We start from the raw sequence: 21535 nt of genomic DNA, 5'->3' as shown, positions 1-21535 counted from the left end.
CACCTCACCGATGCCCTCGTCGGCGATGTTCTCGATGATGCCGTTCGAGGTGAAGCCGAGGTGGCGGTGCCAGGCCTGCGGCTCCGGCTCGTCGGTCTGCGACGAACTGAGCAGCGCGACGTAGCCCTGCTCCCGCAACCGGGCGACCAGGTCGTCGACGAGCACCCGCGACAGCCCGCGGCCGCGGGCGTCCTCGGCCAGGACGATGAGGCTGAGGAAGGGCACCGTCGCCCACGGGATCGTGTAGTGCAGCAACCCCACGACCGTGCCGTCCTCCTCGACGACGAAGCGGTTTTCGGCGCCGACCGGTCGCGCGGGAATCGCCGGGCGTGCCCCGGCGTTGCGGTGGACCCACCCCGAGGAGGACCGTGCCCGTTCCCGCGCTGCCCGACCTGCCCGCCCAGCACCGTCGTCTCACCGACCTCGGCCTCACGCTGCCCGCGCTGCCCGAGGACCTCGACGGCGACCTGCTCGTCGTGCACCCCCGCCTGGTGTCGACCGCCCGCCTCGTGCCGCTCCTGGCCCTCGGCGACCGTCGAGGGTTCGTCGTGGAGGACCTCACCGACCTCGACGAGTTCGGCGCCGCCCCGGGAGTCCAGGTGCCGGAGGCAGACCTCTACGCGGTGGACACGCCCGACCGCGGTGACGAGCACGCCGACCGCAGCCCGGACGAGGTGGACCCGCGGATCAGGGCGGCGGGTCGGGACCTCATGACGGTCGCCGAGGGCGTCTGCTGGGCACTGCAGAGCCCGGAGGTGATCGAGCGCAACCACTGCTTCATGACGACGGGCTCCCGCCGGCCCAAGGCGTCTGGACTGGACGCACGGGTCCCCGCGCTGTGGATCAGCAACGGCACCGGCCGCGACGGTCGGGACCGCAAGGACGCGCCCAAGCTGGGGTGGTGCTGGGCCGGCAACCGGCATACCTGGCTCGGCATCGCCTCCGTCGGCGGTCGCTCCTGAGCTCAGCCGGCCGCGGGCAGCTGCTCGGGCAGCCCGGCGTGCGCGAAGGCGTCACCGTCGAAGAAGCCGACCACGCCGGTGATCACCCCGTCGCGGAGGTCGACCACGCACAGCTGGAACTGCTGGTATGCCCCGTCCGGGCCGCGGAGGTACATCCCGACCGCGGGCTGCCCGTTGGCGACCACCGGCAGCATCCGCAGGTCGCCACCCACGCGGGCGGGGCACTGGTGCTCGATGAGAGCGGCGATGTCCTCGCGGCCGACGTAGTAGCGGTCGAAGGGCGGCATCTGCCACACGGCCTGCTCGGTCATGACCCCCACGACGCGTCGATGTCGTGCCGCTCGAAGGCGTCGCAGAAGGCGGCGAAGACCTCGCGGTCGTGCGCGGTCAGCTCGCTCACCCGACGGCCCGCCCGGTCCAGTCCCTCGCCGATGGTCGCCCGGGAGCGCTGCAGCGCGGAGTTGACCGAGGCGACGGTGGTATCGAGGGCGGCGGCGGTCTCGGCGGCGGAGAACTGCAGCACGTCGCGCAGCACGAGCACCGCCCGCTGCAGCGGCGGCAGCTCCTGCAGCGCGGCCATGAACGCGAGCTGGGTGCCCTCGGCCGCCTCGGTCGCGTCGGCCGGGTCCACCGGCACCGCGTCCCGCCCCCAGACGAGCTGGTCCGGCAGCGGCTCCAGCCAGTCGTGGGAGCGGTCCTCGACCACCGGCTGGCGGGGGTCGCCGGGCGGGCCGCCGAGCCCGCTGGGCAGCGGGCGCCGACCCTGCTGCTTCAGCGCGGTGAGGCAGGCGTTGGTGGCGATGGTGTACATCCACGTCCGCACCGTGGAGCGCCCCTCGAAGCGGTGGTAGGCCTTCCACGCGCGTAGGTAGGTCTCCTGCACCAGGTCCTCGGCCTCGCTGGCCGACCCCAGCATCCGGTAGCAGTGGGCGATGAGCTCCCCGCGCAGCGGCGCGGTGGTCTCCTCGAAGTCGGCCTGCCCGGTCTGCTCCAGCTGCGTGCTCATGCTCGCTCCCTCGTCGCGCCACGGTCCGTCCAGTCGCGATCCATCCACATGACCTCCCACACGTGCCCGTCCAGGTCCGCGTAGGTCCTGCCGTACATCATGCCGTGGTCCGCCCGGCGCACGTCGGTGCCGCCGGCCGCGACGGCCCGGTCGACCACGGCGTCCACCGCCTCCCGGCTCGCGGCGGACAGGCACACCAGCGTCTCGACGGTGCCCGGCTCGGCGACGCGCGAGTCGTGGAACGAGGCGAAGTGCTCCCGGTCGAGCAGCATCGCGTGAAGGGTCGGACCGAGCTCGAGGCAGAGCGCCGAGCCGTCGCAGAAGTCGTCGTTGAAGGTGTAGCCGACCTCGGTGAAGAAGGAGCGGGAGCGCCCCAGGTCCTCCACCGGCAGGTTGACGAACATCAGCTGGTGCACGCGCGGTCCTCTCCCTCGGTATGCCCCATGCCGGCCGGCCCGGTCGGCGGGTCGTGCGAGGTGTGACGACCGACGGGGACAGAACTCATCGGTGCTATGATGTGTGCAGCATGCAACTATCTGATGAGCTGGCCCGCACCTTCACCGCGATGGGCCGTCTGCTGCGCGAGCGCGAGGGGGAGCTGTCGCGCAGCGACGTCGGGGTGCTCGTCCGGTTGGCCGGGCAGGAGTGCACCCGCTCCCGGGACCTGGCCCGGGCCGAGGGGCTGGACCCCTCGACGATGAGCCGCCGGCTCGCCTCGCTCGCCGAGCGCGGTCTCGTGCAGCGGCACCCGGATCCGGAGGACCGCCGCGCCCAGGTGCTCGGCCTCACCGCGGCGGGCCGCGCCGCCCTCGCAGCCGAGCGCTCCCGCCGCGTCGAGCTCGTGACCGCGACCCTCGCCGACTGGCCGGCGCACGACCAGCAGCGCCTCGCCGACATGCTCGCGCGCCTCGCCGACTCGATCGAGCAGGCGCAGGAGCACGCCACCCCGCCACGCACCACCCCCTGACCGCACCACCCCCTGACCGCAGCACTCCCTGACCGCAACCCCCCAGCACACCCGAGCAAGGAACCAGATGGCCACCCCCAGCACCACCGCGCCCACCAGCCGCAGCACCGGCGGCGACACCGCCGCCACCCCGTTCCGGCTGGGGCGGGAGCACAAGATCGTCTTCGCCAGCCTCATGCTCGGCATGTTCGTGGCCTCGATCAGCCAGACGATCGTGGGCCCGGCGCTGCCGCAGATCGTCGCCGACCTCGGCGGCATGGACCACTACTCCTGGGTGGCGACCGCGGCGATGCTCGTCTCGGCCGTGGTCGTGCCGGTGGTCGGCAAGCTGTCCGACCTCTACGGGCGCAAGACCTTCTACCTGGCCGGCCTCGTGATCTTCATGGTCGGCTCGGTCGTCTCCGGTCTCGCGGGCAGCTTCTGGGTGCTGGTCGCCGGACGCGCCATCCAGGGCGCGGGCATGGGCACCCTCATGCCGCTGTCGCAGACGATCATCGGCGACATCATCCCTGCCCGGCAGCGCGGGAAGTACCAAGGCCTCATGGGTGCCGTCTTCGGCGTCACCTCCGTCGCGGGACCGCTGGCCGGCGGGCTCATCACCGACCACCTGGGCTGGCGCTGGCTGTTCTTCGCCACCCTCCCCGTCGGCCTGGTCGCGCTGGCCTTCGTCGCCCGCTACATGCGGCTGCCGCACCAGCGCCGGGAGGCGCGGATCGACGTCGCGGGGATCGTCACGCTCTCGGTGGCGATGGTCGCGATCCTGCTCGCGACGAGCTGGGGCGGGACGGCATACCCCTGGGTCTCGGCGCAGGTCCTCGGTCTGTATGCCCTCGGCCTGGCCTTCGCGCTCGCCTTCGTCGTCGTCGAGCTGCGGGCGGCCGAGCCGCTGCTGCCGCTGCGGCTGTTCCGCAACAGCATCTTCAGCTGGGCCAACCTCGCCGGGCTCGGGCTGGCCATGGTGATGTTCGGCTCAATCATCTACATCCCGGTCTTCGCGCAGGGGGTCATCGGCGTCGACGCCACGCAGTCCGGCCTGATCCTCATGCCGATGATGCTCGGCCTCATCGTCATGGGCATCCTCACCGGGCTGCTGGTCACCCGCACCGGGCACTACAAGCCCTTCATGCTCACCGGCGTCGCGTGATGGCCCTCGGTGTGTGGCTGCTCACGCTGCTCTCCGAGACCTCGACGGCCTGGCAGCTCTTCGGCGCGATGGCCGTGGTGGGCGTCGGGCTGGGCATGGCGATGCAGCAGTTCACCCTCGTGGTGCAGAACGCCGTCGCCCGCCGCGACCTCGGCGTCGCCACCGCCACGACACAGTTCAGCCGCAACATCGGCTCCACGGTGGGGATCGCGGTCTACGGCTCGATCATGACCGGTGGGCTCGGCGCGGCGGTGGCCGCGCACCTGCCGGCGTCGATGCGGGACGCGGCGGCCGAGCGGGCCGCCGACCTCGACGTGGGCGCGGTGCTGGACCCCTCCGCGCTGGGTGACGTGCCGCCGGTCGTCGAGCAGGCGCTGCGGGCGGGTCTGGCCGACCAGCTCCACGACGCCTTCCTCGTCGGCCTGCCGATCCTCGCTGTCGTCTTCGTCGCCACCGCGATGATCCGGCACGTGCCGCTGCGCGAGACCCTCGAGGACGCCCCGCGCGACCACGGCTGAGCCCGGCCACCGGTCGAGCGGCGCGTGCCGCTGACGCGGCGCGTCAGTCGGTCGCCGTCGCGGGCACCCGCAGGAAGGCCGCGAGCAGGAACAGGCAGCATCCCGCCGCACTGGTTGCCGGCGAGGTCCCCACGATGGCGGGCTCAGCCAGCGGAGAAGTCCGCGGCGAGCTGGTCGGCCGCCTCGTGCAGACGGGGGAGCGCCCGGCCGATGAGCGCATCGGTCATCCGCGTGGCCGGCCCGGACATCGACAGCGCGAGGTTGAGGCGGGCCTCGGGCAGCGGCACGGCGACGCAGCGCACGCCCAGCTCCATCTCCTCGTTGTCCAGGGCGTGGCCGACACGACGCGCCTCGCGCACCTTCTCGAGGAAGCCTCCGGCGTGGTGATGGTGTGGGGGGTGCGGGCGGGCATACCGGTCCGGCGGAGCAGCGCCAGCACCTGGTCGTCGGGCAGCCGGCCGAGCAGGGCCTTGCCTACGCCCGTGGCGTGCGGCTTGATGCGGCGGCCGATCTCGGTGAACATCCGCACCGCGTGCGGGGAGGGCGACTGGCCGATGTAGACCACGTCGTCCCCGTCGAGCACGGCGAGGTTGACGGTCTCGCCGAACTCGCCGACCAGCTCGTGCAGGACCGGCGTGCTCCAGCTGCCGAAGGAGGAGCGCGCGGCCTGGCCCAGCACGATGAGCTCGGTGCCGAGGGCATACCGGCGGTTGGGGAGCTGGCGCAGGAAGCCGCGGTCGAGCAGGGTGCGCACGAGCCGGTGCACGGTGGGCATCGGCTGCCCGGTCGCGGCGGTGATGTCGCTCAGGGACAGCTCGCCGGTGGGGGAGGTGGTGAGGATCTCGAGCACGTCGATGGCCTTGCCGACCGACTGCACACCCGTGGCGCGCTTGGGGGCGGGGGACTCGCTGTCTGGGCTCACGGGGAGGAGTCTATCGGGCGCGTTCTCGCGATGCGGAAACACCACTCCGCACGAACTTTCGCAGATTGAGAGGTGTACTCCGCATCATAGAAGTGCAAGAGTATGCCTCGCACCCTGCCCCGACGTCACCCAGGAGCGCCCATGGCGACACCCAGCCCCGGATACTCCATCACCCTGCGGGTGGACGGCCCGCCCGACTTCGGCGCGACGACCCGGCTGGCCCACGTCGTCGCCGAGGCCGGTGCCGCCGTCCAGGCGCTCGACGTCGCCGAGTCCAGCGGCGACCACGTCACGGTGGACGTCACCGTCCATGGGACGAGCGAGGAGCACGGGGAGCAGATCCGGGCGGCGGTGGACGCCGCGGAGGGCTTCACCGTCCGGCACGTCTCCGACCGGACCTTCCTGCTGCACCTCGGCGGCAAGCTCGAGGTCGTGCCCAAGGTGCCGCTGGTGCACCGCGACGACCTCAGCCGGGCCTACACCCCCGGCGTCGCCCGGATCAGCCGGGCCATCGCCGCCGACGTCAGCGACGCCCGCCGGCTCACCATCAAGCGCAACACCGTCGCGGTCGTCACCGACGGCTCGGCCGTGCTCGGCCTGGGCAACATCGGCCCGGAGGCGGCGCTGCCCGTCATGGAGGGCAAGGCCGCGCTCTTCAAGCAGTTCGCCGGCGTGGACGCCTGGCCGGTCTGCCTCGCCACGCAGGACACCGAGGAGATCATCTCGGTGGTCAAGGCGATCGCGCCGGTGTATGCCGGGGTCAACCTCGAGGACATCGCTGCGCCGCAGTGTTTCGAGATCGAGCGCCGGCTGCGGGACGAGCTCGACATCCCGGTCTTCCACGACGACCAGCACGGCACGGCGATCGTCGTCTACGCCGCGCTCATCAACGCGCTGCGGATCATCGACAAGGAGATGGCCGACCTGCGGGTCGTCGTCTCCGGGGTCGGCGCCGCCGGCAGCGCCATCATCCGGCTGCTGCTGCGGGCCGGGGTGACCGACATCGTCGGCGTGGGGCGGACCGGGCCCGTGCACCGCGGCGCGGAGCTGCCCGACCCCATGCGGGTCTGGCTCGCCGAGCACACCAACCCGCGGCAGGTCACCGGCTCGCTCCAGGACGTGCTCGCGGGCGCCGACGTCTTCATCGGGGTCTCCGCCCCGGGCATCCTCACCGGGGACGACATCGCCACCATGGCCGACCGGGCCATCGTCTTCGCGCTGGCCAACCCCGACCCGGAGGTGGACCCGGTCGAGGCCCTGGCGCATGCCGCGATCGTCGCCACCGGACGCAGCGACTACCCCAACCAGATCAACAACGTGCTGGCCTTCCCCGGCTTCTTCCGCGGGCTCCTGGACGCCCAGACGACGTCGATCTCGGACGCCATGCTCAGCGCGGCGGCCGAGGCGATCGCCGGGTGCGTCGCCGACGGCGAGCTCAACTCCAGCTTCATCATCCCCAGCGTCTTCCACCCCGACGTCGCGCCTGCCGTGGCCCAGGCCGTGGCGCGGGTGGCCGAGGAGGAGCGGTGAGCGCCGGCCTGGCGCAGCTCGTCGCCGCGGTGCAGGCGGAGGCGGACGAGCGGCTCGCGTTGGCCGACGCCGACCTGGCCCGCCTCTACCCGGGCGACCCGGCCACGCGGCAGCCGGTGCACACCGTCTACGTCCCGGCCGACGCCTTCGAGCAGCAGACGCCCTGGCGCTGGGGGGCCACCGCGCTGGAGCTCATGGACGACCACCTCCCCGACGCCGCCGCGGTCACCCGGGTCACCGGGATGGACGCGGCGCTCGCCGACGAGGTCCTCCCGCGCGACCGGGGGCTGCGCGCGCTCGTCGACGCGGTCGCCGGGATGGCCAGCGGGCCGGCGCTGCCGCCAGGGCTGGTCGTGACGCTGCCCAAGGTCACCTCGACCGACCAGGTCGAGGCCATGGTCGCCGCCTGCGCGCGCATCGAGGAGGCGCTCCGGCTAGCGGAGCGCGCTCGGGTTCGAGATCCAGGTCGAGACGCCGCAGGCGATCCTCGGGGCCGACGGGCGGGCCACCGTCGCCCCTCTCGTGCACGCCTCCGCGGGCAGGTGCACCGGCCTGCACTAGGGCACCTTCGACTACTCCGCGGGGCTCGGCATCGCGGCCGCGCACCAGACGCTGGAGCACCCGGCCTCCGACCACGCCAAGGCCACGATGCAGCTCGCCGCGGCGCAGACCGGGGTGCGTTGCTCGGACGGCTCGACCAACGTCGTCGCCTTCGGCAGCGCGGACAACGCGGCGTCGACCTGGGCGCTGCACCACCGGCTGGTCGCCCGGGCGCTGGAGCGCGGCTACTACCAGGGTTGGGACATGCACCCCGGGCACCTGCCGACCCGCTACCTCGCGACATATGTCTTCTTCCGGGCGGCCCTGCCCGCGTCGGCCAGGCGGCTGCGCGCCTACGTCGACCAGGCGGGCGGCGACGTCATGGACGAGCCGGCCACCGCCCGCATGCTCGCCTCGGCGGTGTTGCGCGGGCTGCACTGCGGGGCGCTCGACGAGGCCGAGGTGCGCTCCGCCTCGGGGCTGGACCGGGACGGGCTGGTCACGCTACTGGGCTGACGGCCCGATCTCATGACAGGTGTTGACGCCTCGCCGGGTGGCGGCCGGACGTATCGCATAACGGAATAAAACTACCAACATACGGAATTGCGAGGAGGCGACATGGGTCACGACCTGCCCTACCTGGTCAACTGCTCGATCCTGTTCACCGAGGTGCCGCTGCTGGAGCGTCCGGCGGCCGCACGCGCTGCGGGCTTCGACGCCGTCGAGTTCTGGTGGCCCTTCGCCACCGCGGTGCCCACGGACCGGGAGGCCGAGGACTTCGTCTCGGCCGTCCGGGACGCGGGCGTGCAGCTGGTCGGCCTCAACTTCTTCGCTGGCGACATGCCGGGCGGGGACCGCGGTCTGGTGTGCTGGACCGAGCGGCGCCAGGAGTTCCTCGACACCATCGACGCCACCGTCGGGATCGGCGAGCAGCTCGGCTGCCGCGCCTTCAACGCGCTCTACGGCAACCGCCCGGAGGGCGCCGACGTGGAGCAGTCGGAGGAGGTCGCCACGGAGAACCTCGCGTCCGCCGGTCGGGCCGCCGCGAGGATCGGCGGCACCGTGCTGATCGAGCCGGTCAGCGGCGCACCGGCATACCCCCTCACGACCGCCGCCGACGCGGTCGCCGTCATTGACCGCGTCGCCGAGGAGACCGGTGTCACCAACCTCGGCCTGCTGCTCGACCTCTACCACCTCGCCGCCAACGGCGACGACCCCGCAGCGGCGGTGGAGGTCTACACCGACCGGACCGCCCACGTGCAGATCGCCGACCACCCCGGCCGCGGCGAGCCGGGCACCGGTGACCTGCCCCTGGACACCTGGCTGGAGCGGATCCAGGATCTCGGCTACCGCGGCCACGTGGGGCTGGAGTACAAGACCGCCGCCCAGGACACCGTCACCGGCCTCGACGGCTGGCTGCCGCGCGAGCGGCGCGCCGGCACACCCTGACCTCACCCCCTGACACCCTCCCCGGACATCGACACCAAGGAGACACGATGAGCACCATCGCCTTCATCGGCCTGGGCATCATGGGCAGCCCGATGGCCGTCCACCTCGCCACCGCCGGCCACCAGGTGGTCGGCTTCAACCGCTCGCCGGACGCCTACGGCCCGCTCGAGGAGGCCGGTGGACGCTCCGCCGGCAGCCTGGCGGAGGCCGTGGCCGAGGCGGACGTCATCTGCGTCATGGTCCCGGACAGCCCGGACGTGGAGCAGGTCCTCACCGCCGAGGACGGCGTGCTGGCGCACGCCCGCCGCGGCGCCCTGGTCATCGACTTCTCCTCGATCCGCCCCGACGTCGCGCGCTCGCTCGCCGAGCGGGCCACCGACGCCGGGCTGCGGATGATCGACGCCCCGGTGTCCGGTGGTCAGAAGGGCGCGGTCGACGCCGTGCTGTCGATCATGGTCGGCGGCGAGGCGGAGGACGTCGAGCGCGCCCGCCCGGTCCTGGAGACCGTCGGCCGCACCGTCGTGCACGTCGGTCCGGCCGGTGCGGGGCAGACGGTCAAGGCGGCCAACCAGCTCATCGTCGCCGGCAATATCCAGCTCGTCGCCGAGGCGCTCGTCTTCCTCGAGGCCTACGGCGTCGACACCGCCGCCGCGATGGAGGTCCTCGGCGGCGGCCTGGCCGGGTCCAAGGTGCTGGAGCAGAAGCGGGACAACATGCTGAACCGCTCCTTCGACCCCGGCTTCCGCATCGACCTGCACCACAAGGACCTCGGCATCGTCACCTCCGCCGCCCGCGAGGCCGGGGTCGTCATCCCGCTCGGTGCGGTCGTGGCCCAGCTCATGGCCTCCGCCCGCGCCCAGGGCGACGGCGGCCTGGACCACTCCGCGCTGCTGCGCGGCGTCGAGCGCCTGTCCGGCCGCGGCGACGCCTCCCCGGAAAGAAACTGACATGGCACGCATGCGCGCGGCCGACGCCGCCGTCCTCATCCTGGAGAAGGAGGGGGCGACCCAGACCTTCGGGGTCCCCGGCGCCGCGATCAACCCGTTCTGCCGACCGCATCGGTGACAAGCAGCTGCTCCGGGGCGGTTTCGCCGTGGTCGGGCTCGGCGCCCTCCTGCTCCTCTGCCCGTCGGGACGAACCTGCTGGCACTCGTCGGCCTCGACGTCGCGGGGCTCGGATGCGCGCCCATCTACCCGGCGATCATCCACTCCACGCCGGCCAACTTCGGGCACCGCAACTCGCAGGCCATCATCGGCATCCAGATGGCCGCCGCCTACACCGGCTCCACCCTGGCCCCACCTCTCTTCGGCCTGCTCTCGACGTGGGTCGGCACCTGGACCCTCCCGCTGTTCCTCCTCGCGCTGGTCGCCCTCGGCCTGCTCATGTCCGAGCGCCTCAACCGGCTCATGGCTCACCGGGCACGAGCGGACCGGCTGGCCGCGCTCGTAGCCCGCGGGGACCATCCGCCCGAGCGCCGGGTCCTGACTAGCGCCGGACCCGGTACTTCAGATGGGTGACGCCGACCCCTTCGAGCGTCCGCACGGGCTCCAGCTCGATCGGCAGGTCCCCGATGTCCTCCCACAGCCAGCGCCCCTGCGTCAGCAGGACAGGGACGACGTGCAGCTGCAGCTCGTCGAGGACGCCGGCGCGCAGGCCCTGCTGGATCGACGTGCCGCCGTGCAGCATGACGTCCTTCTCGCCTGCCGCTGCGCGTGCTCGTTCGATGGCAGCGTCGAACCCGTCGGTCACGAAGGTGAAGGTCGAGCCCTCGCGGACATCGTCCTCCGTGGGTCGGTGCGTGAGCACGAAGATCGGGTTCTCGAACGGCGGATGCGGCCCCCATGCGGCCTCCGCGGTCTCGTAGCTGTCGCGGCCCATGACGAGGGCGCCGGCGCGCTCGAGCTCCGGACGGAGCACGTCTGCAGCGCTGAGCTGGTCCCGGTCGGCGACGTCGTGGGCGAACCATCCGTGGAGCACCTCCCCGCCCTGGCCCAGGGTCTGCTGCGGCCCGGCTCCCGGGCCGGTGAAGTAGCCATCGACCGAGACGCTGAGGTTTGCTGCGATCATCGTGCTGCCTCCAGAGGTTGCATCGAGAAGGTCTCTGTCGTGGAGGTAGACCCGTCCGGGTCCACCAACTCATCTCGCCACCCGCAGGCCGCCTCAGGTCGGCTCCGGTCCGCAGATCAGCGCGACGACCTCGTCCGTGCTCGGTCCGGCGGCGATCTGGTCGGCGAGCTCCCGGGCCTTGCTGCGGTATGCCGTGCCCGCCAGGACGCGGTCGACCGCGCGGCGGGCGGCGCGCGGGCTCAGCGCGGGTCGGGAGATGCCGACGCCCACCCCGGACCAGGTGACCCGGGCCGCGACGTCGCGCTTGTCCTCCGAGGCGCCCACGCAGACGAGGGGCACGGCATACCGCAGGGCGTGGTTGACCCCGCCGTAGCCGCCGTTGGTGACCATGACGTCGCAGCGCGGCAGCAGCTCGTCGTAGGGGAGGAAGTCGGCGACGCGGACGTTGTCGGGCAACGGGTCCATCTGCACCGTGCCGCCGCAGGTGGTGGCGACGACCAGGACGTCTGCGTCGGCGAGGCCGGCGATGGTGGGCTCGAGCAGCTGCCCGAGGTCGGCGTTGGCGATGGTGCCCTGGGTGACGTGGACGACGGGCCGGTCGCGTCGAGGTCCTCCCACCACGCGGGCAGCGGGTGGTCGGTGACGGCGCTGGTCGTGGTGGGACCGATGAAGTGGATCGGGGCGGAGACCTCGGCCGTGGTCCGCGGGTACTCGAAGCCGTGGGCAGTCATCTGCAGGATGCCCTCGCTCCTTGCCGGCCAGTCGAAGGGGATCAGGTCGGTGCTGACGCCGGTCAGCGTGCGCACCTGCTCGTGCGCCAGGCGGGTGATCGGCCGCAGGAAGCGGCGCGCCATGCGCCGGATCGCCGCGTTGCGCGCGGAGGCCAGCGGGTTGGTCGCTGGGGGAAGCGCAGGTAGCGGGGCCATGAGCGGCAGGAACCCCAGGGCCAGGGCCCGTGGCCGCTCGGTGCGCGGTCGCAGGACCAGAGGCATACCGGCGAGGAAGAGGGGGTCGCAGAGCACGACGTCGACCGGGCTGGCGTCGAGCTCCTCGTCCACGACCCGCAGCTGGTGCGGCATGGCCTCGACGAACCGGGTGAGGTCGAAGCGTGCGAGTTTGAGGCCGGACAGACCCGCGCGGCCGGGAATGGAGTCGTCGAGGTCGGTGTCGTCGAAATCGACCTCGGGTGGCAGGGGCGTCGTGCGCGCACCGAGCGAGTCGAAGGTATGCCGGTACCGCTGCCCCGTGATGACGGTGACCTCGTGACCACGATCCACCAAGGCACCGACCAGCGGTGCCGTCGGGCCCACGTGACCACGAGCGGGCTGGACACAGACGAGGATGCGAGACATGACGGCCTTTCGTCACCCTCGATGCTGCCACGCCGGCGCGAGCGCGGCCGTCACGGCTGCGTCGGTCCCGCCCCGCGCACACGGTCATACCCGTGTGTCTGCCCGCGATGCGTGCAAGGAAGTCGTGGCTCGGTGACCACCCCTTTCGAGCAGCCGGCAGGCGGGGTCATCTGCAGTTCTTTGCCTGATCTTGTCGCGTCTCAAACTTCTTGGCAGACCGTTTATGAGGGCATGATCGGCGTGACGGAGGAGGAGATGGCCTATGGGTCGACCACCTGTGATCCCGGCGGAGAAGAAGACCAGGATCGTGCTGAGTGTCCTGGCGGGCGAGATGAGCATCGCCGAAGCGGCGCGCAAGGAGAAGGTCTCCGAGCAGTCGATCGGCCGCTGGAAGGCTGAGTTCCTGGAGGCGGGACGAACCGCGCTGGCCTCGGGCCGAACCGGTCCCTCGACCCGGGAGGAGCAGCTGGAGGCGGAGATCGCCGAGCTGACCACCGCATTGGGTGAGGCCCATCTTGAGGCGCGGGTGTGGAAGAAGAGCGCTGAGGGCCGCCTGGGCCCTTCGAGGACCTCGAGGTAATCCGTACCGAGGCGGGGATGCCGACCACGAGGTTCTGCGCACTGGTCGGCATCCCCGAACGGACCTACCGTCGCTGGCAGGCACACGCCCGCGCCGGGCGCCCCGCCAAGGGCCCTGGCCGCAGCCGGCCCGCGAGGCATCCCGGGAGGTGATCACAGGCCTGGCGGCCAAGCACGCCGCGTGGGGGCACCGCAAGATCTGGGCCATGGCCCGCCACGGCGGCCACCGGGTGTCGATGTCGACCATGGCGCGGATCCTGGACGACGCCGGGTTGTTGCTGAAGGTGGACTACCAGCGGGAACGTCGTGACCTCGCCCAGCAGCGCAAGGCCGCGTTCGCCAAGACCCCGACGGGGTCCGAACATGGTCTGGCAGTTCGACTTCTCCGAGTACGAGACCGCCAAGGGCGGGACCTGGCGGGTCGCGGGGATCGCGGACTACTGGTCCAAGTACGAGTTCGGGTGGCACTGGTCACCGACCGCGAACAAGCACGACGCGGTCGCCGCGGTCGAGCTCGCGCTGGCGGAGGCGGCCTCGATGCTGCCCGAGGGCTTGGATTTGCTGGAGTACCTCACCGACCCCGTCACCGGGGAAGTCGTGCCCATCACGTTGGTGACCGACAAGGTGGCCCGTTCCGCTCAGCCACCTTCGCGGCCCTGATCGAGAACACCCCAGAGCTGGACCACGTCCGCACCCGGGTCCGCACTCCGGGCCAGAACGGGGTGCGCGAGCGGGCGTTCCAGTCGCTGAAGTACGAGCGGCTCTACCGCGAGCAGATCGACGACATCCACGACCTAGTCGAGCACGGAGTGGACTTCCGCGCCGAGTTCAACACCGTCCGGCCCCACGAGGCCCTGTCCTGGAACCGGCCCCGGGACGTGCACCTGCGCCAGGCCGACCCGTGCTCACCCAACTTTCCCGAGCCCGAAAACCTGCCAAGAACTTGACACGGGAAAATAAGCGGTGCCATCGTGACTGGGGCAGTTGGTGCATTCACGGGAGCCATCGGCTTTGCCGCCGTGTCTGCTGGTACGACGTGGTGGGCAGGTGCCCTCGCGGGTGTAGCAGTGGGAGCTATCGGTGGTCTCGCCTTTGGTGCTACCGGGGGTCTGATCACCTCGATGTGGAGATGCTGATGAGTGAAAGGTCCGGGAGGATCTCTTTCCTGCATGTTTTCTTGCTCTGGCTCCTTCCGGTATTAATTGCGATGATAGTCTACTTCATCCTTTTGAATCCCGAGTGGCCCAATTTGCTTCGTGCAACTGTTTCAGCGGCGCTGGCCTTGATTTTTAGTGGGGCTATGTTGGTTTTGCTGCGCGGGTTCGGGCAGTTCCCAACCAAACACCGCGACAGCTAGAGAGAATCAGCATGATCGATCAAACCCATTGTTTCCTGCGCCTCACGCGCTGTGGTGTCGGCGGCAGAGGGCCGCTCAGTGACGACCGTTCTCGAGCCACCGCCCTTCGCCGCTCGGAGCCCCGCGGCGGAACCTCTGTATGTCCACCACCGCCGACTTTCGGGCGGGGTCTTTGGCCCTTAGTGGGTGATTGCCTTGAGGCCCGCTTTGCTGGTCCCACGACACGGCCGTCCTCGCTTTTTTGCACCAAGCGTGCGCTGCGATAGATACTTGACGTAGCCACCGACATGGTCATTGCCGACTGGAGGGAGCTTGTCATGTCGAACCGTTCTAAGCTGTGGGGTGCCGCGGCTGCCGGATGCTTCGTGGTGCTCCTCATTGCCATCCTGGTTCAGCAGCGCTGGCTCGCCATTGTCGCGATGGTGCCGTTCCTTCCCCTCGCTGGCATGGCGGGCTGGACTGCCGGAGTGGACAGGCGTCAGGAAGTCAAACGCTCAAGCTAGTCTCAGCACAGTTGGTCCGTCACCACCTTCGCCGGAGATCCCATGAGCTAACGGACCGTCCGGGGTCCGGGATGGCTCGAGGGGCCTCATAGACTCCTTTCGATGACTCAGATTCGAGCCGTCATCTTCGACCTCGACGGCACCCTCATCGACCACGTTGGGTCCGCGACCAAGGCGCTCGAAGGGTGGCTCCCCGAGCTCGGCGCGGCTCTCACCCAAGAGCTGAGGGCCGCTTGGTTCGTCGCCGAGGAGAAGCACTTCCCCGCTTGGCGTGCCCGTGAGATCACGTTCGCGGAGCAGCGCCGCCGTCGCTTGCGCGACTTTCTGCCTCTCATCGACAGCCCGGTCGGAATTGACGCGGAACTGGATGACGTCTTCGCCCGCTACCTAAGTCATTACGAGGCTGCCTGGACGTGTTTCGACGACGCGCAGGAGACATTGGAGGAGATCTCCCGGCTGCCGATCAAGACAGCAGTCCTCACCAACGGCACAGATGAACAGCAGCACGCGAAGCTCAGAAAGGTCGGCCTGACGGGGCGCTTCAGTCACGTTTTCACGGCAGAAAGCCTGGGGGCGGCCAAGCCTGATCTATCTACGTATCGCAGCGTCTGCGAGGCCCTCAACGTCGAGGTCCATCGCGCGCTCCACGTGGGCGACGTGTACGCGCTGGACGTCACGGCTCCACGAGAGGCCGGTCTCCAGGCCGTTTACCTTGATCGTGATGACGCTGGTCCGTTGGATGAACCCGCACGAATTCGGTCTCTTCGCGAGTTACCCGCGCTTCTACGCTCCAGATAGCAGGAGGTGGTAGGACGCGGTTGTCGGCAGAGTCGGTCTGTCACGGACTCCGCGCCTCGGAGCAGTGCGCTGATCGGGCCATAACGTCCAGTTTCCGACGCCCGGGAGCCGAAAACGGCTCGGCACGGTGACGACCGTTTTCGAGTCACGCCCAGCACACCTTCTACATTGCCCGCACCAGCATCCTGAGCATGGATCCGGAGATCGAGCCGTGACGCAGCCCGGCCGTCACCGCTGGTGAGATGCGTCGTGTGGCTTGGTGGAGCGGGGCGTCCTCGAGCGTCGGTTGAGTTACGGGGTGGAGGAGTCCCACACCGGCATCCAGGTGGGTGATCCGCCGGACTCTGCGGCACCGTTCTAGATCTGGGTGGCCAACGCCGAACCCCCTCTTGACGAGGGCAGCACGCAGTCCGACTGTGGTGGCCTGTGGGTCGAGGTCTCCGACGTCCTCACGGGCATGGTGATCACCTCGCTGCTGAACCTGGACCCGCATGACCTGAGCGCCTGGCGCTGGAAACGCGACACCTACCAAGGAGCCGCCCTCTATGCCTGGCGCGCCCGGTCGTCCGTCTCGTCCGACGAACGCAGAGCTGGCGCCTCACCGGGGTCCACTTCCTGCCCTCCTCGCCTGCTGTGACACGAGCAACCCGAGTGAAGGCGTTATCGACAGGTTGGCCAGGTCCCTTGATGTGCCTCCGCCCACGCTGGGCCATATACAGTGGCGACGTGGACGCGACGACTTTGGTAACCATCGGCATTATTGGCTTGGTGGTGGGTATGGGATTGATAATCTTTTCTTTCAAAAGAAGACGCGGCGGGGGTGACTCCAAGGCTACAGCTATTCCCTTGTTTCTTGCCGCGGGCTGCCTATTCTTGGCTTCCATCCCTTTTCTCGTGGCGGCTTTTCAGTACTAGGCAAACAAATTTTCCGGCCAGCTTTCCTTGCGTCTCGGATTGACCCGTGCGAATTCAAGATCGTGCCGTGCCCAGAACACCGGCGGCTCGTAGTGCCACAACCGCAAGCTCCTGTTCGGCCCGGACGGTCTGCTCGTGACCGAGTGCGGCGTGAGCCGGAGTTGCTCACCGTGACCTTCCATTCGGCGTCGCGCCTGACCGGGAGTCCGACCTGCGGGACGGCGATCCCGACTCAAAGTCGACGCGCGGACGCGTCGGACGCCTTGCCGGCGGTGCTGGCCCAGTGACGACCGTTTTCGAGTCACGCCCAGCACACCTTCTACATTGCCCCGCACCAGCATCCTGAGCATGGATCCGGAGATCGAGCCGTGACGCAGCCTGGACGTCACCGCGTGGGATGCGTCGTGTGGCTTGGTGGAGCCGGGGCGTCCTCGAGCGTCGGTTCCCCTCTTGACGAGGGCAGCACGCAGTCCGACTGTGGTGGCCTGTGGGTCGAGGTCTCCGACGTCGTCACGGGCATGGTGATCACCTTGCTGCTGAACCTGGACCCGCATGACATGAGCGCCTGGCACTGGAAACGCGACACCTACCAAGGTGCCGCCCTCTATGCCTGGCGCGCCCGGTCGTCCGTCTCGTCCGACGAACACAGAGCTGGCGGCTCACCGGGGTCCACTTCCTGCCCTCCTCGCCCGCTGTGACACGAGCAACCCGAGTGAAGGCGTTATCGACAGGTTGGCCAGGTCCCTTGATGTGCCTCCGCCCACGCTGGGCCATATACGGCTCTTCGTCTTTGAGGGTGGGGTCATAGGTTCAGGCCTCCGCCGATGAGGAGCATGCGGAGGCGGTAGTTCTCGAAGTTGGTGAGTCCGCGGGCGATGCGGCGGTGGAGCTCGATGAGGCCGTTGATGGCCTCGGCGCCGCCGTTGGTGGCGCCGGTGTCGAAGTAGGCCAGGAACGCCTCCTTCCCCGTGTGCAGGGTCCGGCCGAGGCGGGCGATCTCGGGGATCGGGCAGGACGGGAACGACGCGACGATGCGCTCTGCGATCTTGCGGCCCTCTGCCTTGTCGGCCTGCTTGTACGCGGAGCGCAGCTGCTGGGCGCACTGCCAGGCCAGGTCGACGACCTCGTGCTCGGCGCGGGCCGCGAACGCCCGCTCGATCCGGGCGCGTTGCTTGTCGGTGAGGTTCTCCGCCCCGGCGCGCAGGATGGTCTGGATGCCGTACAGGGGGTCGCCCTTGCGGCCGCGGTGGCCGGTGGTGTTCTGCTGCACCCGCCGGCGGACCTCGTCCACGCACCGGGTGCCGAGCAGAGTCGCGGTGGAAGATATACGCCACTTTACCCATTCGTCATCTGAGTAACGATTGGGTAAGAACCCGCACTAGGGCTGTTGACAGACTGAACCTAGCGAGGTGACATGGGTTACCTCAAGGCCATCCCAGGGGGCGAGCAGCGCCCCCGAAGGCCATCTCAGGAAGGGAAACATGTTGAGGAGAAAAAAGGCCGAAGCGCCATCGCTCATCCGCTTGCCAGTTTGGGACTAGTTGCCGCGCTAGTGCTTTCGGGCGCTTCAGCTGCGCTCGCGGAAGGCAGCAGTGGCTGGCGGGGATTCTCGGGAATCACTCCTGGGTTCGACGCTAGCAATTTCTACGACAACGATTTCGACAACGCCGCTACCAGGTTCAGTCTCGACAACTGTTACCAAGACAACGGGAACTCTCATGGTGGGCTGCAGTGGAGGTTGATACGCCACCGTACAGCGCTTCCTGGCGTGGGTGTCGCCACGAACACACTTGCGTGCGGCTCGTCCGCAGCTACGACATCCTACGGAGCTCAAGGTCGGTCGTGGTATCACTTTGAGTTCCGCGGTGCGGCCAGTGGTACCGACTACTACTACTCGGGTCTCGCCAGGTGGCAGTGGTAAGTCAGCGTGTCTTCGCCAGGTGAGCAGCGTCTGGGCACAGAATGGAGTAGTGCTGACAGACCTCAGTTTCGCTTATCGACGCTCATCCCGGGCGCTGTTCACTGGCCTAAGTTGGGAGCCTCCCATAGGGACAACGCTGCTACTCGGTCCCAACGGTGCAGGGAAGAGCACGCTGCTTCGTCTCATCGGCGGCCTGCTTACTCCGACCTCCGGAACGGTTGACCTGTCCCAAGGGAAGCGTGCAGTGGGTTTCCTGCCACAGGCCACGCCACGTCTGCGAGGCTTCACCGCGCTAGAGCAAGTGGAGTACGCAGCGTGGCTGGCAGGTGTTTCCGCTGATCGGGCTGCCGCGGCGCAACGGGCGCTGAGCATGGTGAATATGCACCATCGTGCGAGAACCAAGATGCAGATTCTCAGCGGGGGCGAGGCTAGACGGGTGGCGCTTGCATGCGCCCTCGCGCATGGGCCAGCTGTACTCCTGCTGGATGAGCCCACGACCGGTTTGGACCCGGTGGAGAAGGAGAGTTTGGCTCAACTTATCGCCAGCGGACTGGGAACAGAGACGATCATCCTGGCCACCCATGAGGCGGACGCTCTGATCACGGTAGTCGACACGGTGGCGATCCTGGTTGCCGGTCAGATCCGTGACCAGTTCGTGGCCGGGGCCGGGGAGCAGACCAGGTGGATGAAGCGGTATAGGGCCGCGCTCATACAGGATGAGCTATGACTCCCAGAACCCTGCTACACCTCAGTGGATTGCCCTGGGTGTTTCCATTTCTGCTAATTGCTGTCGCGCTTACCTGGTCAACCACGTTCCCTGTTGAGCCGGGTTATCCACTGGCGGCACAAGTGCGAGCCAGCGAGTCAATGATACTCGTCTACCCCGTTCTCGCCTTGGGTGCGTGCGTAAGCGCTCGTCGTCTGCACATTTCCGGCATTCTCGATCGGCCACTTGGTCGGTCCCGCTTCGTCGCCGTCAGTGTTGGCCCTGCTGTCCTGGGTGGTGCGGCCCTAATCCTTGCGGGAGTTCTTCAACTAGTAGGGGCCGGTGGTGTCGGCCAATTCTCTTGGAGCCTTTTCGGAGTTGCGGTCGCCTGGGCCTCATTCTCGACCATTTTCGGATCTGTTGTTGGTCGACTGGGGCCTTTGCGAGGCACCGCACCACTGTCAGTTGTCGTCCCTTACGTCCTGGTCGGTTTCCCGCCGGCGTTCGACCCACCGTGGTTGAGGCACTTGTTCGGGCTGACCTCAGGATGCTGCCGCATTGACCAAGTGCTCGACCCCCGAATGGTCGTGAGTTCCCTGATGCTTATGCTAGCCCTGACACTACTCGTCCTGGCAGCCGGCGGGTCATTAACGGGTCACGCCCGCCTTGCGTTGGGAAGCAGCCTTGTCGCCCTGGTCCTAGGTGGCCTTTCGGTGGTGACGGTGGATTCGCTTGGATATGAGGCGACTCGCGCAAGAGGGGGGGACCCGGCCTGTCGAAATCTTGAGACAACCAATGTATGCGTGTGGCCGGAACACGAGGCGGCACTTCAAGACGCGATCCCCGCCGTGGAGGCGGTGCTAGCGGCAGCAGAGGATGCCGGCTTTGTACTACCGACTAGGTTCGTTGAGACCTCGGAAACTACGTCTTGGCCACTGGTGCCGCTAAACGTCCGTTCGGACCTGCCAAGCACTGCGCTTGCTTACTCGCTGGCCTCAAGCATCACGCCTGAGCCGACCTCCGAATGCCTCCGCAGAATCAGCGGCGACCTTGATGATGATGGCGCCTTGTTGCTCTACGAACTGCGGCCGGTTACGACCGCATGGCTCATGGAGCGAGCTAACGTCGGTGCGGCACCAATTGGCCCCGGGCCGGAGGCTGATAAGATCCTCGCTAAGCTTGAAGGGCTTGAGGACGGCGGGGAAGGCATTCTCCGACAGTGGCAGCGGGACCTGATCTCTTGTGAACCTCCTCGAACGTTGGTTGATTAGCCAATGGGTTTCTTGATCCGCGTCCGGCTCACGTCGGCAGTCGTTGCGTTATGGTGTGTTTCGATCCTGGCGGTGCAGTTTGCTGGAAACCTGGTGGCTCCATTGCCAAACCTGGCGGACGCGTCTCCTGCAGTGGCTTTAGTGGCCCCCAGCTTCGCTGCTGGAGCCATCACGGCGCTGGTCCGCGCGCCCCTGCTCGACTGGGAAGCTATGTCTTGGCGCCGTGTTTCGCTTCGCGCACATCTGATTGGCCTGGTGGTCTTGACTACGACAGCCGCAATCTTTCTGGGTGGCATCTGGTGGCATCCGGATGCAGCAATCTCAGCGGTCCGCAACCTTGCCGCCTACACGGGCATCGGACTGATCCTCGGGTCCGTGTTGGGATCCGCAGCCAGCGCAGCTCCAGTGGTTGCGTCGCTCGCTCTCGGAGCAGTCGTGACTCCCGCAAGTTCACCGTTGCTGGCATGGTCCGTGCTGATGTCGGCCGAGGCCGTGCTCTGGATAGGCCCTGTGCTGCTACTAGGCGGCGGTGCCATCCTATCCGCCAAAAAGGTGCCATAGTGGACGCTATAGCGATGGGCAGCGGCAACTGTTGGCCGCGCGGAAAGTTCCACTCAACGTATCAATACCAGCGGAGCCTTAGAGCAGTAGTGAGGCGCCCCGGGTTTCATGTCGCGTCCTCGTGACTTGGAAGGATGCAGTTTATGTTGAAAGAAGATCGATCCGAAGGTCAACGAACGGTGCGTGCGTCTGGTGCAGAAGCACCAGGCGCGTGGTCCTCGCTCATCGCTACCGCTGAGGCCGTCGCCCGCCGAGAAAGACTGGGGAAAGAGACCGTGCGCCGCTGGGTGGTCCAGGCCTCGTCAGTCCCTTGGGGTGCGTGCGTAGGCGCAGGTAGCCGGCGTCCCCGCTGGCGGCATCAACCCCGGTGGATCCATGCATAGGTCGGCGGATGACCTGGGTAGCCCTCCCATCGAGTTGCCCGGGATCGACTCATAACCTCTCGTTTACTCGCATGACGGATTCA

21 protein-coding genes and 4 pseudogenes are annotated in these 21535 nt (G+C 68.6%); 17 read left to right on the top strand and 8 right to left on the bottom strand.

What is annotated here, in order from left to right:
• Positions 1–63: 63 nt before the first annotated feature.
• A pseudogene (locus BJF80_RS21595) lies at positions 64–321 on the bottom strand (GNAT family N-acetyltransferase); the annotation flags it as partial.
• A gap of 47 nt (positions 322–368) precedes the next feature.
• Here BJF80_RS21595 and BJF80_RS09965 point away from each other — a divergent pair.
• Positions 369–962: a DUF5701 family protein gene (locus tag BJF80_RS09965; protein WP_075813267.1), complete on the top strand. Its 594-nt coding sequence runs from the start codon at positions 369–371 to the stop codon at positions 960–962.
• A 2-nt stretch (positions 963–964) separates the two neighbouring features.
• Here BJF80_RS09965 and BJF80_RS19320 read toward each other — a convergent pair whose 3' ends face one another.
• From BJF80_RS19320 to BJF80_RS09955, 3 genes are read right to left on the bottom strand one after another with little or no spacing between them, the layout of a single operon-like run.
• Positions 965–1273 carry a sigma-70 family RNA polymerase sigma factor family protein gene (locus BJF80_RS19320; RefSeq protein WP_202817187.1) on the bottom strand — a complete coding sequence of 103 codons (309 nt, stop codon included), beginning with the start codon at positions 1271–1273 and terminating at the stop codon, positions 965–967.
• Positions 1270–1968 (bottom strand): RNA polymerase subunit sigma-70, encoded by a 699-nt coding sequence (locus BJF80_RS09960; protein ID WP_202817186.1) that lies wholly within the window; start codon positions 1966–1968, stop codon positions 1270–1272. The genes BJF80_RS19320 and BJF80_RS09960 overlap by 4 nt, the downstream gene beginning before the upstream one ends.
• Positions 1965–2384 (bottom strand): VOC family protein, encoded by a 420-nt coding sequence (locus BJF80_RS09955; protein ID WP_187344359.1) that lies wholly within the window; start codon positions 2382–2384, stop codon positions 1965–1967. The genes BJF80_RS09960 and BJF80_RS09955 overlap by 4 nt, the downstream gene beginning before the upstream one ends.
• Before the next feature lie 110 nt (positions 2385–2494).
• On the opposite strand from BJF80_RS09955, the gene BJF80_RS09950 reads away from it, so the two are divergent.
• The 3 genes from BJF80_RS09950 (at position 2495) to BJF80_RS20140 (ending at position 4597) form a co-directional block, all read left to right on the top strand.
• Positions 2495–2935 (top strand): MarR family winged helix-turn-helix transcriptional regulator, encoded by a 441-nt coding sequence (locus BJF80_RS09950; protein ID WP_158068514.1) that lies wholly within the window; start codon positions 2495–2497, stop codon positions 2933–2935.
• Positions 2936–3002: 67 nt separating this feature from the next.
• Positions 3003–4079, top strand: a complete 1077-nt coding sequence (locus tag BJF80_RS09945) for an MFS transporter (protein ID WP_075813263.1) — start codon at positions 3003–3005, stop codon at positions 4077–4079.
• On the top strand, positions 4079–4597 hold the full coding sequence (locus BJF80_RS20140; protein WP_075813261.1) for an MFS transporter: 519 nt from the start codon (positions 4079–4081) through the stop codon (positions 4595–4597). Before BJF80_RS09945 ends, BJF80_RS20140 begins: the two co-directional genes overlap by 1 nt.
• 143 nt (positions 4598–4740) lie before the next feature.
• On the opposite strand, the pseudogene BJF80_RS09935 reads toward BJF80_RS20140, so the two are convergent.
• Positions 4741–5447, bottom strand: a pseudogene (locus tag BJF80_RS09935) (IclR family transcriptional regulator).
• 213 nt (positions 5448–5660) lie between these two features.
• Here BJF80_RS09935 and BJF80_RS09930 point away from each other — a divergent pair.
• The 5 genes and pseudogenes from BJF80_RS09930 (at position 5661) to BJF80_RS19070 (ending at position 10556) form a co-directional block, all read left to right on the top strand.
• A complete protein-coding gene (locus BJF80_RS09930; RefSeq protein ID WP_075813259.1) occupies positions 5661–7049 on the top strand; it encodes an NAD-dependent malic enzyme in 1389 nt (462 codons plus the stop codon).
• Positions 6935–8105 (top strand): annotated as a pseudogene (locus tag BJF80_RS21590) (DUF6986 family protein). The gene BJF80_RS09930 and the pseudogene BJF80_RS21590 overlap by 115 nt, the downstream one beginning before the upstream one ends.
• A 114-nt stretch (positions 8106–8219) precedes the next feature.
• Complete coding sequence (locus BJF80_RS09920) at positions 8220–9038, top strand: hydroxypyruvate isomerase family protein (protein ID WP_202817198.1); 819 nt, start codon at positions 8220–8222, stop codon at positions 9036–9038.
• Positions 9035–9985 (top strand): 2-hydroxy-3-oxopropionate reductase, encoded by a 951-nt coding sequence (locus BJF80_RS09915; RefSeq protein ID WP_269087400.1) that lies wholly within the window; start codon positions 9035–9037, stop codon positions 9983–9985. The genes BJF80_RS09920 and BJF80_RS09915 overlap by 4 nt, the downstream gene beginning before the upstream one ends.
• Positions 9986–10301: 316 nt before the next feature.
• Positions 10302–10556 (top strand): hypothetical protein, encoded by a 255-nt coding sequence (locus BJF80_RS19070; RefSeq protein WP_075813253.1) that lies wholly within the window; start codon positions 10302–10304, stop codon positions 10554–10556.
• On the opposite strand, the gene BJF80_RS09905 is transcribed toward BJF80_RS19070, so the two are convergent.
• On the bottom strand, positions 10525–11106 hold the full coding sequence (locus BJF80_RS09905) for a dihydrofolate reductase family protein (RefSeq protein WP_075813251.1): 582 nt from the start codon (positions 11104–11106) through the stop codon (positions 10525–10527). The two genes, BJF80_RS19070 and BJF80_RS09905, sit on opposite strands and share 32 nt — an antisense overlap.
• A gap of 93 nt (positions 11107–11199) precedes the next feature.
• Entirely contained in the window at positions 11200–11727 is a 528-nt protein-coding gene (locus BJF80_RS19315; protein ID WP_202817185.1) for a glycosyltransferase, read from the bottom strand.
• Positions 11728–12720: 993 nt separating this feature from the next.
• Here BJF80_RS19315 and BJF80_RS09895 point away from each other — a divergent pair.
• The 6 genes from BJF80_RS09895 (at position 12721) to BJF80_RS09870 (ending at position 16332) form a co-directional block, all read left to right on the top strand.
• Positions 12721–13038, top strand: coding sequence for a helix-turn-helix domain-containing protein (locus tag BJF80_RS09895; protein WP_075813249.1), 318 nt, complete (start codon positions 12721–12723; stop codon positions 13036–13038).
• Between the two features lie 362 nt (positions 13039–13400).
• Entirely contained in the window at positions 13401–13697 is a 297-nt protein-coding gene (locus BJF80_RS20130; RefSeq protein ID WP_237767534.1) for a hypothetical protein, read from the top strand.
• Between the two features lie 62 nt (positions 13698–13759).
• On the top strand, positions 13760–13984 hold the full coding sequence (locus BJF80_RS20125; protein WP_237767533.1) for an integrase core domain-containing protein: 225 nt from the start codon (positions 13760–13762) through the stop codon (positions 13982–13984).
• 697 nt (positions 13985–14681) lie between these two features.
• Positions 14682–14897: a hypothetical protein gene (locus BJF80_RS09880; RefSeq protein ID WP_075813245.1), complete on the top strand. Its 216-nt coding sequence runs from the start codon at positions 14682–14684 to the stop codon at positions 14895–14897.
• A gap of 102 nt (positions 14898–14999) precedes the next feature.
• Positions 15000–15695 (top strand): HAD family hydrolase, encoded by a 696-nt coding sequence (locus BJF80_RS09875; protein ID WP_075813243.1) that lies wholly within the window; start codon positions 15000–15002, stop codon positions 15693–15695.
• A gap of 367 nt (positions 15696–16062) precedes the next feature.
• Positions 16063–16332: a hypothetical protein gene (locus BJF80_RS09870; protein ID WP_075812975.1), complete on the top strand. Its 270-nt coding sequence runs from the start codon at positions 16063–16065 to the stop codon at positions 16330–16332.
• Between the two features lie 1080 nt (positions 16333–17412).
• Here BJF80_RS09870 and BJF80_RS09865 read toward each other — a convergent pair.
• Positions 17413–17916, bottom strand: a pseudogene (locus BJF80_RS09865) (ISL3 family transposase); the annotation flags it as partial.
• Between the two features lie 466 nt (positions 17917–18382).
• On the opposite strand from BJF80_RS09865, the gene BJF80_RS09860 reads away from it, so the two are divergent.
• Both BJF80_RS09860 and BJF80_RS21795 read left to right on the top strand, forming a co-directional pair.
• Complete coding sequence (locus BJF80_RS09860) at positions 18383–19258, top strand: ATP-binding cassette domain-containing protein (RefSeq protein ID WP_321166379.1); 876 nt, start codon at positions 18383–18385, stop codon at positions 19256–19258.
• Positions 19255–20508, top strand: a complete 1254-nt coding sequence (locus BJF80_RS21795; protein ID WP_527251117.1) for a DUF7224 domain-containing protein — start codon at positions 19255–19257, stop codon at positions 20506–20508. The genes BJF80_RS09860 and BJF80_RS21795 overlap by 4 nt, the downstream gene beginning before the upstream one ends.
• Positions 20509–21535: the final 1027 nt, after the last annotated feature.

This window comes from Serinicoccus sp. CUA-874, assembly GCF_001942225.1.
In the GTDB taxonomy this organism is placed as follows: Bacteria; Actinomycetota; Actinomycetes; order Actinomycetales; family Dermatophilaceae; genus Ornithinicoccus; species Ornithinicoccus marinus.
Note: the sequence above shows the minus strand (reverse complement) of the source record. Positions and strands in the feature narration are given on the sequence as shown.

What these genes read in the sequence shown, in the direction of transcription:
- BJF80_RS19320 (WP_202817187.1), bottom strand. Translation starts at nt 1,273, where the DNA reads ATGACCGAGCAGGCCGTGTGGCAGATGCCGCCCTTCGACCGCTACTAC.
- BJF80_RS09960 (WP_202817186.1), bottom strand. Translation starts at nt 1,968, where the DNA reads ATGAGCACGCAGCTGGAGCAGACCGGGCAGGCCGACTTCGAGGAGACC.
- BJF80_RS09950 (WP_158068514.1), top strand. Translation starts at nt 2,495, where the DNA reads ATGCAACTATCTGATGAGCTGGCCCGCACCTTCACCGCGATGGGCCGT.
- BJF80_RS09945 (WP_075813263.1), top strand. Translation starts at nt 3,003, where the DNA reads ATGGCCACCCCCAGCACCACCGCGCCCACCAGCCGCAGCACCGGCGGC.
- BJF80_RS20140 (WP_075813261.1), top strand. Translation starts at nt 4,079, where the DNA reads ATGGCCCTCGGTGTGTGGCTGCTCACGCTGCTCTCCGAGACCTCGACG.
- BJF80_RS09930 (WP_075813259.1), top strand. Translation starts at nt 5,661, where the DNA reads ATGGCGACACCCAGCCCCGGATACTCCATCACCCTGCGGGTGGACGGC.
- BJF80_RS19070 (WP_075813253.1), top strand. Translation starts at nt 10,302, where the DNA reads ATGGCCGCCGCCTACACCGGCTCCACCCTGGCCCCACCTCTCTTCGGC.
- BJF80_RS09905 (WP_075813251.1), bottom strand. Translation starts at nt 11,106, where the DNA reads ATGATCGCAGCAAACCTCAGCGTCTCGGTCGATGGCTACTTCACCGGC.
- BJF80_RS09895 (WP_075813249.1), top strand. Translation starts at nt 12,721, where the DNA reads ATGGGTCGACCACCTGTGATCCCGGCGGAGAAGAAGACCAGGATCGTG.
- BJF80_RS20130 (WP_237767534.1), top strand. Translation starts at nt 13,401, where the DNA reads ATGGTCTGGCAGTTCGACTTCTCCGAGTACGAGACCGCCAAGGGCGGG.
- BJF80_RS09880 (WP_075813245.1), top strand. Translation starts at nt 14,682, where the DNA reads ATGGTCATTGCCGACTGGAGGGAGCTTGTCATGTCGAACCGTTCTAAG.
- BJF80_RS09875 (WP_075813243.1), top strand. Translation starts at nt 15,000, where the DNA reads ATGACTCAGATTCGAGCCGTCATCTTCGACCTCGACGGCACCCTCATC.
- BJF80_RS21795 (WP_527251117.1), top strand. Translation starts at nt 19,255, where the DNA reads ATGACTCCCAGAACCCTGCTACACCTCAGTGGATTGCCCTGGGTGTTT.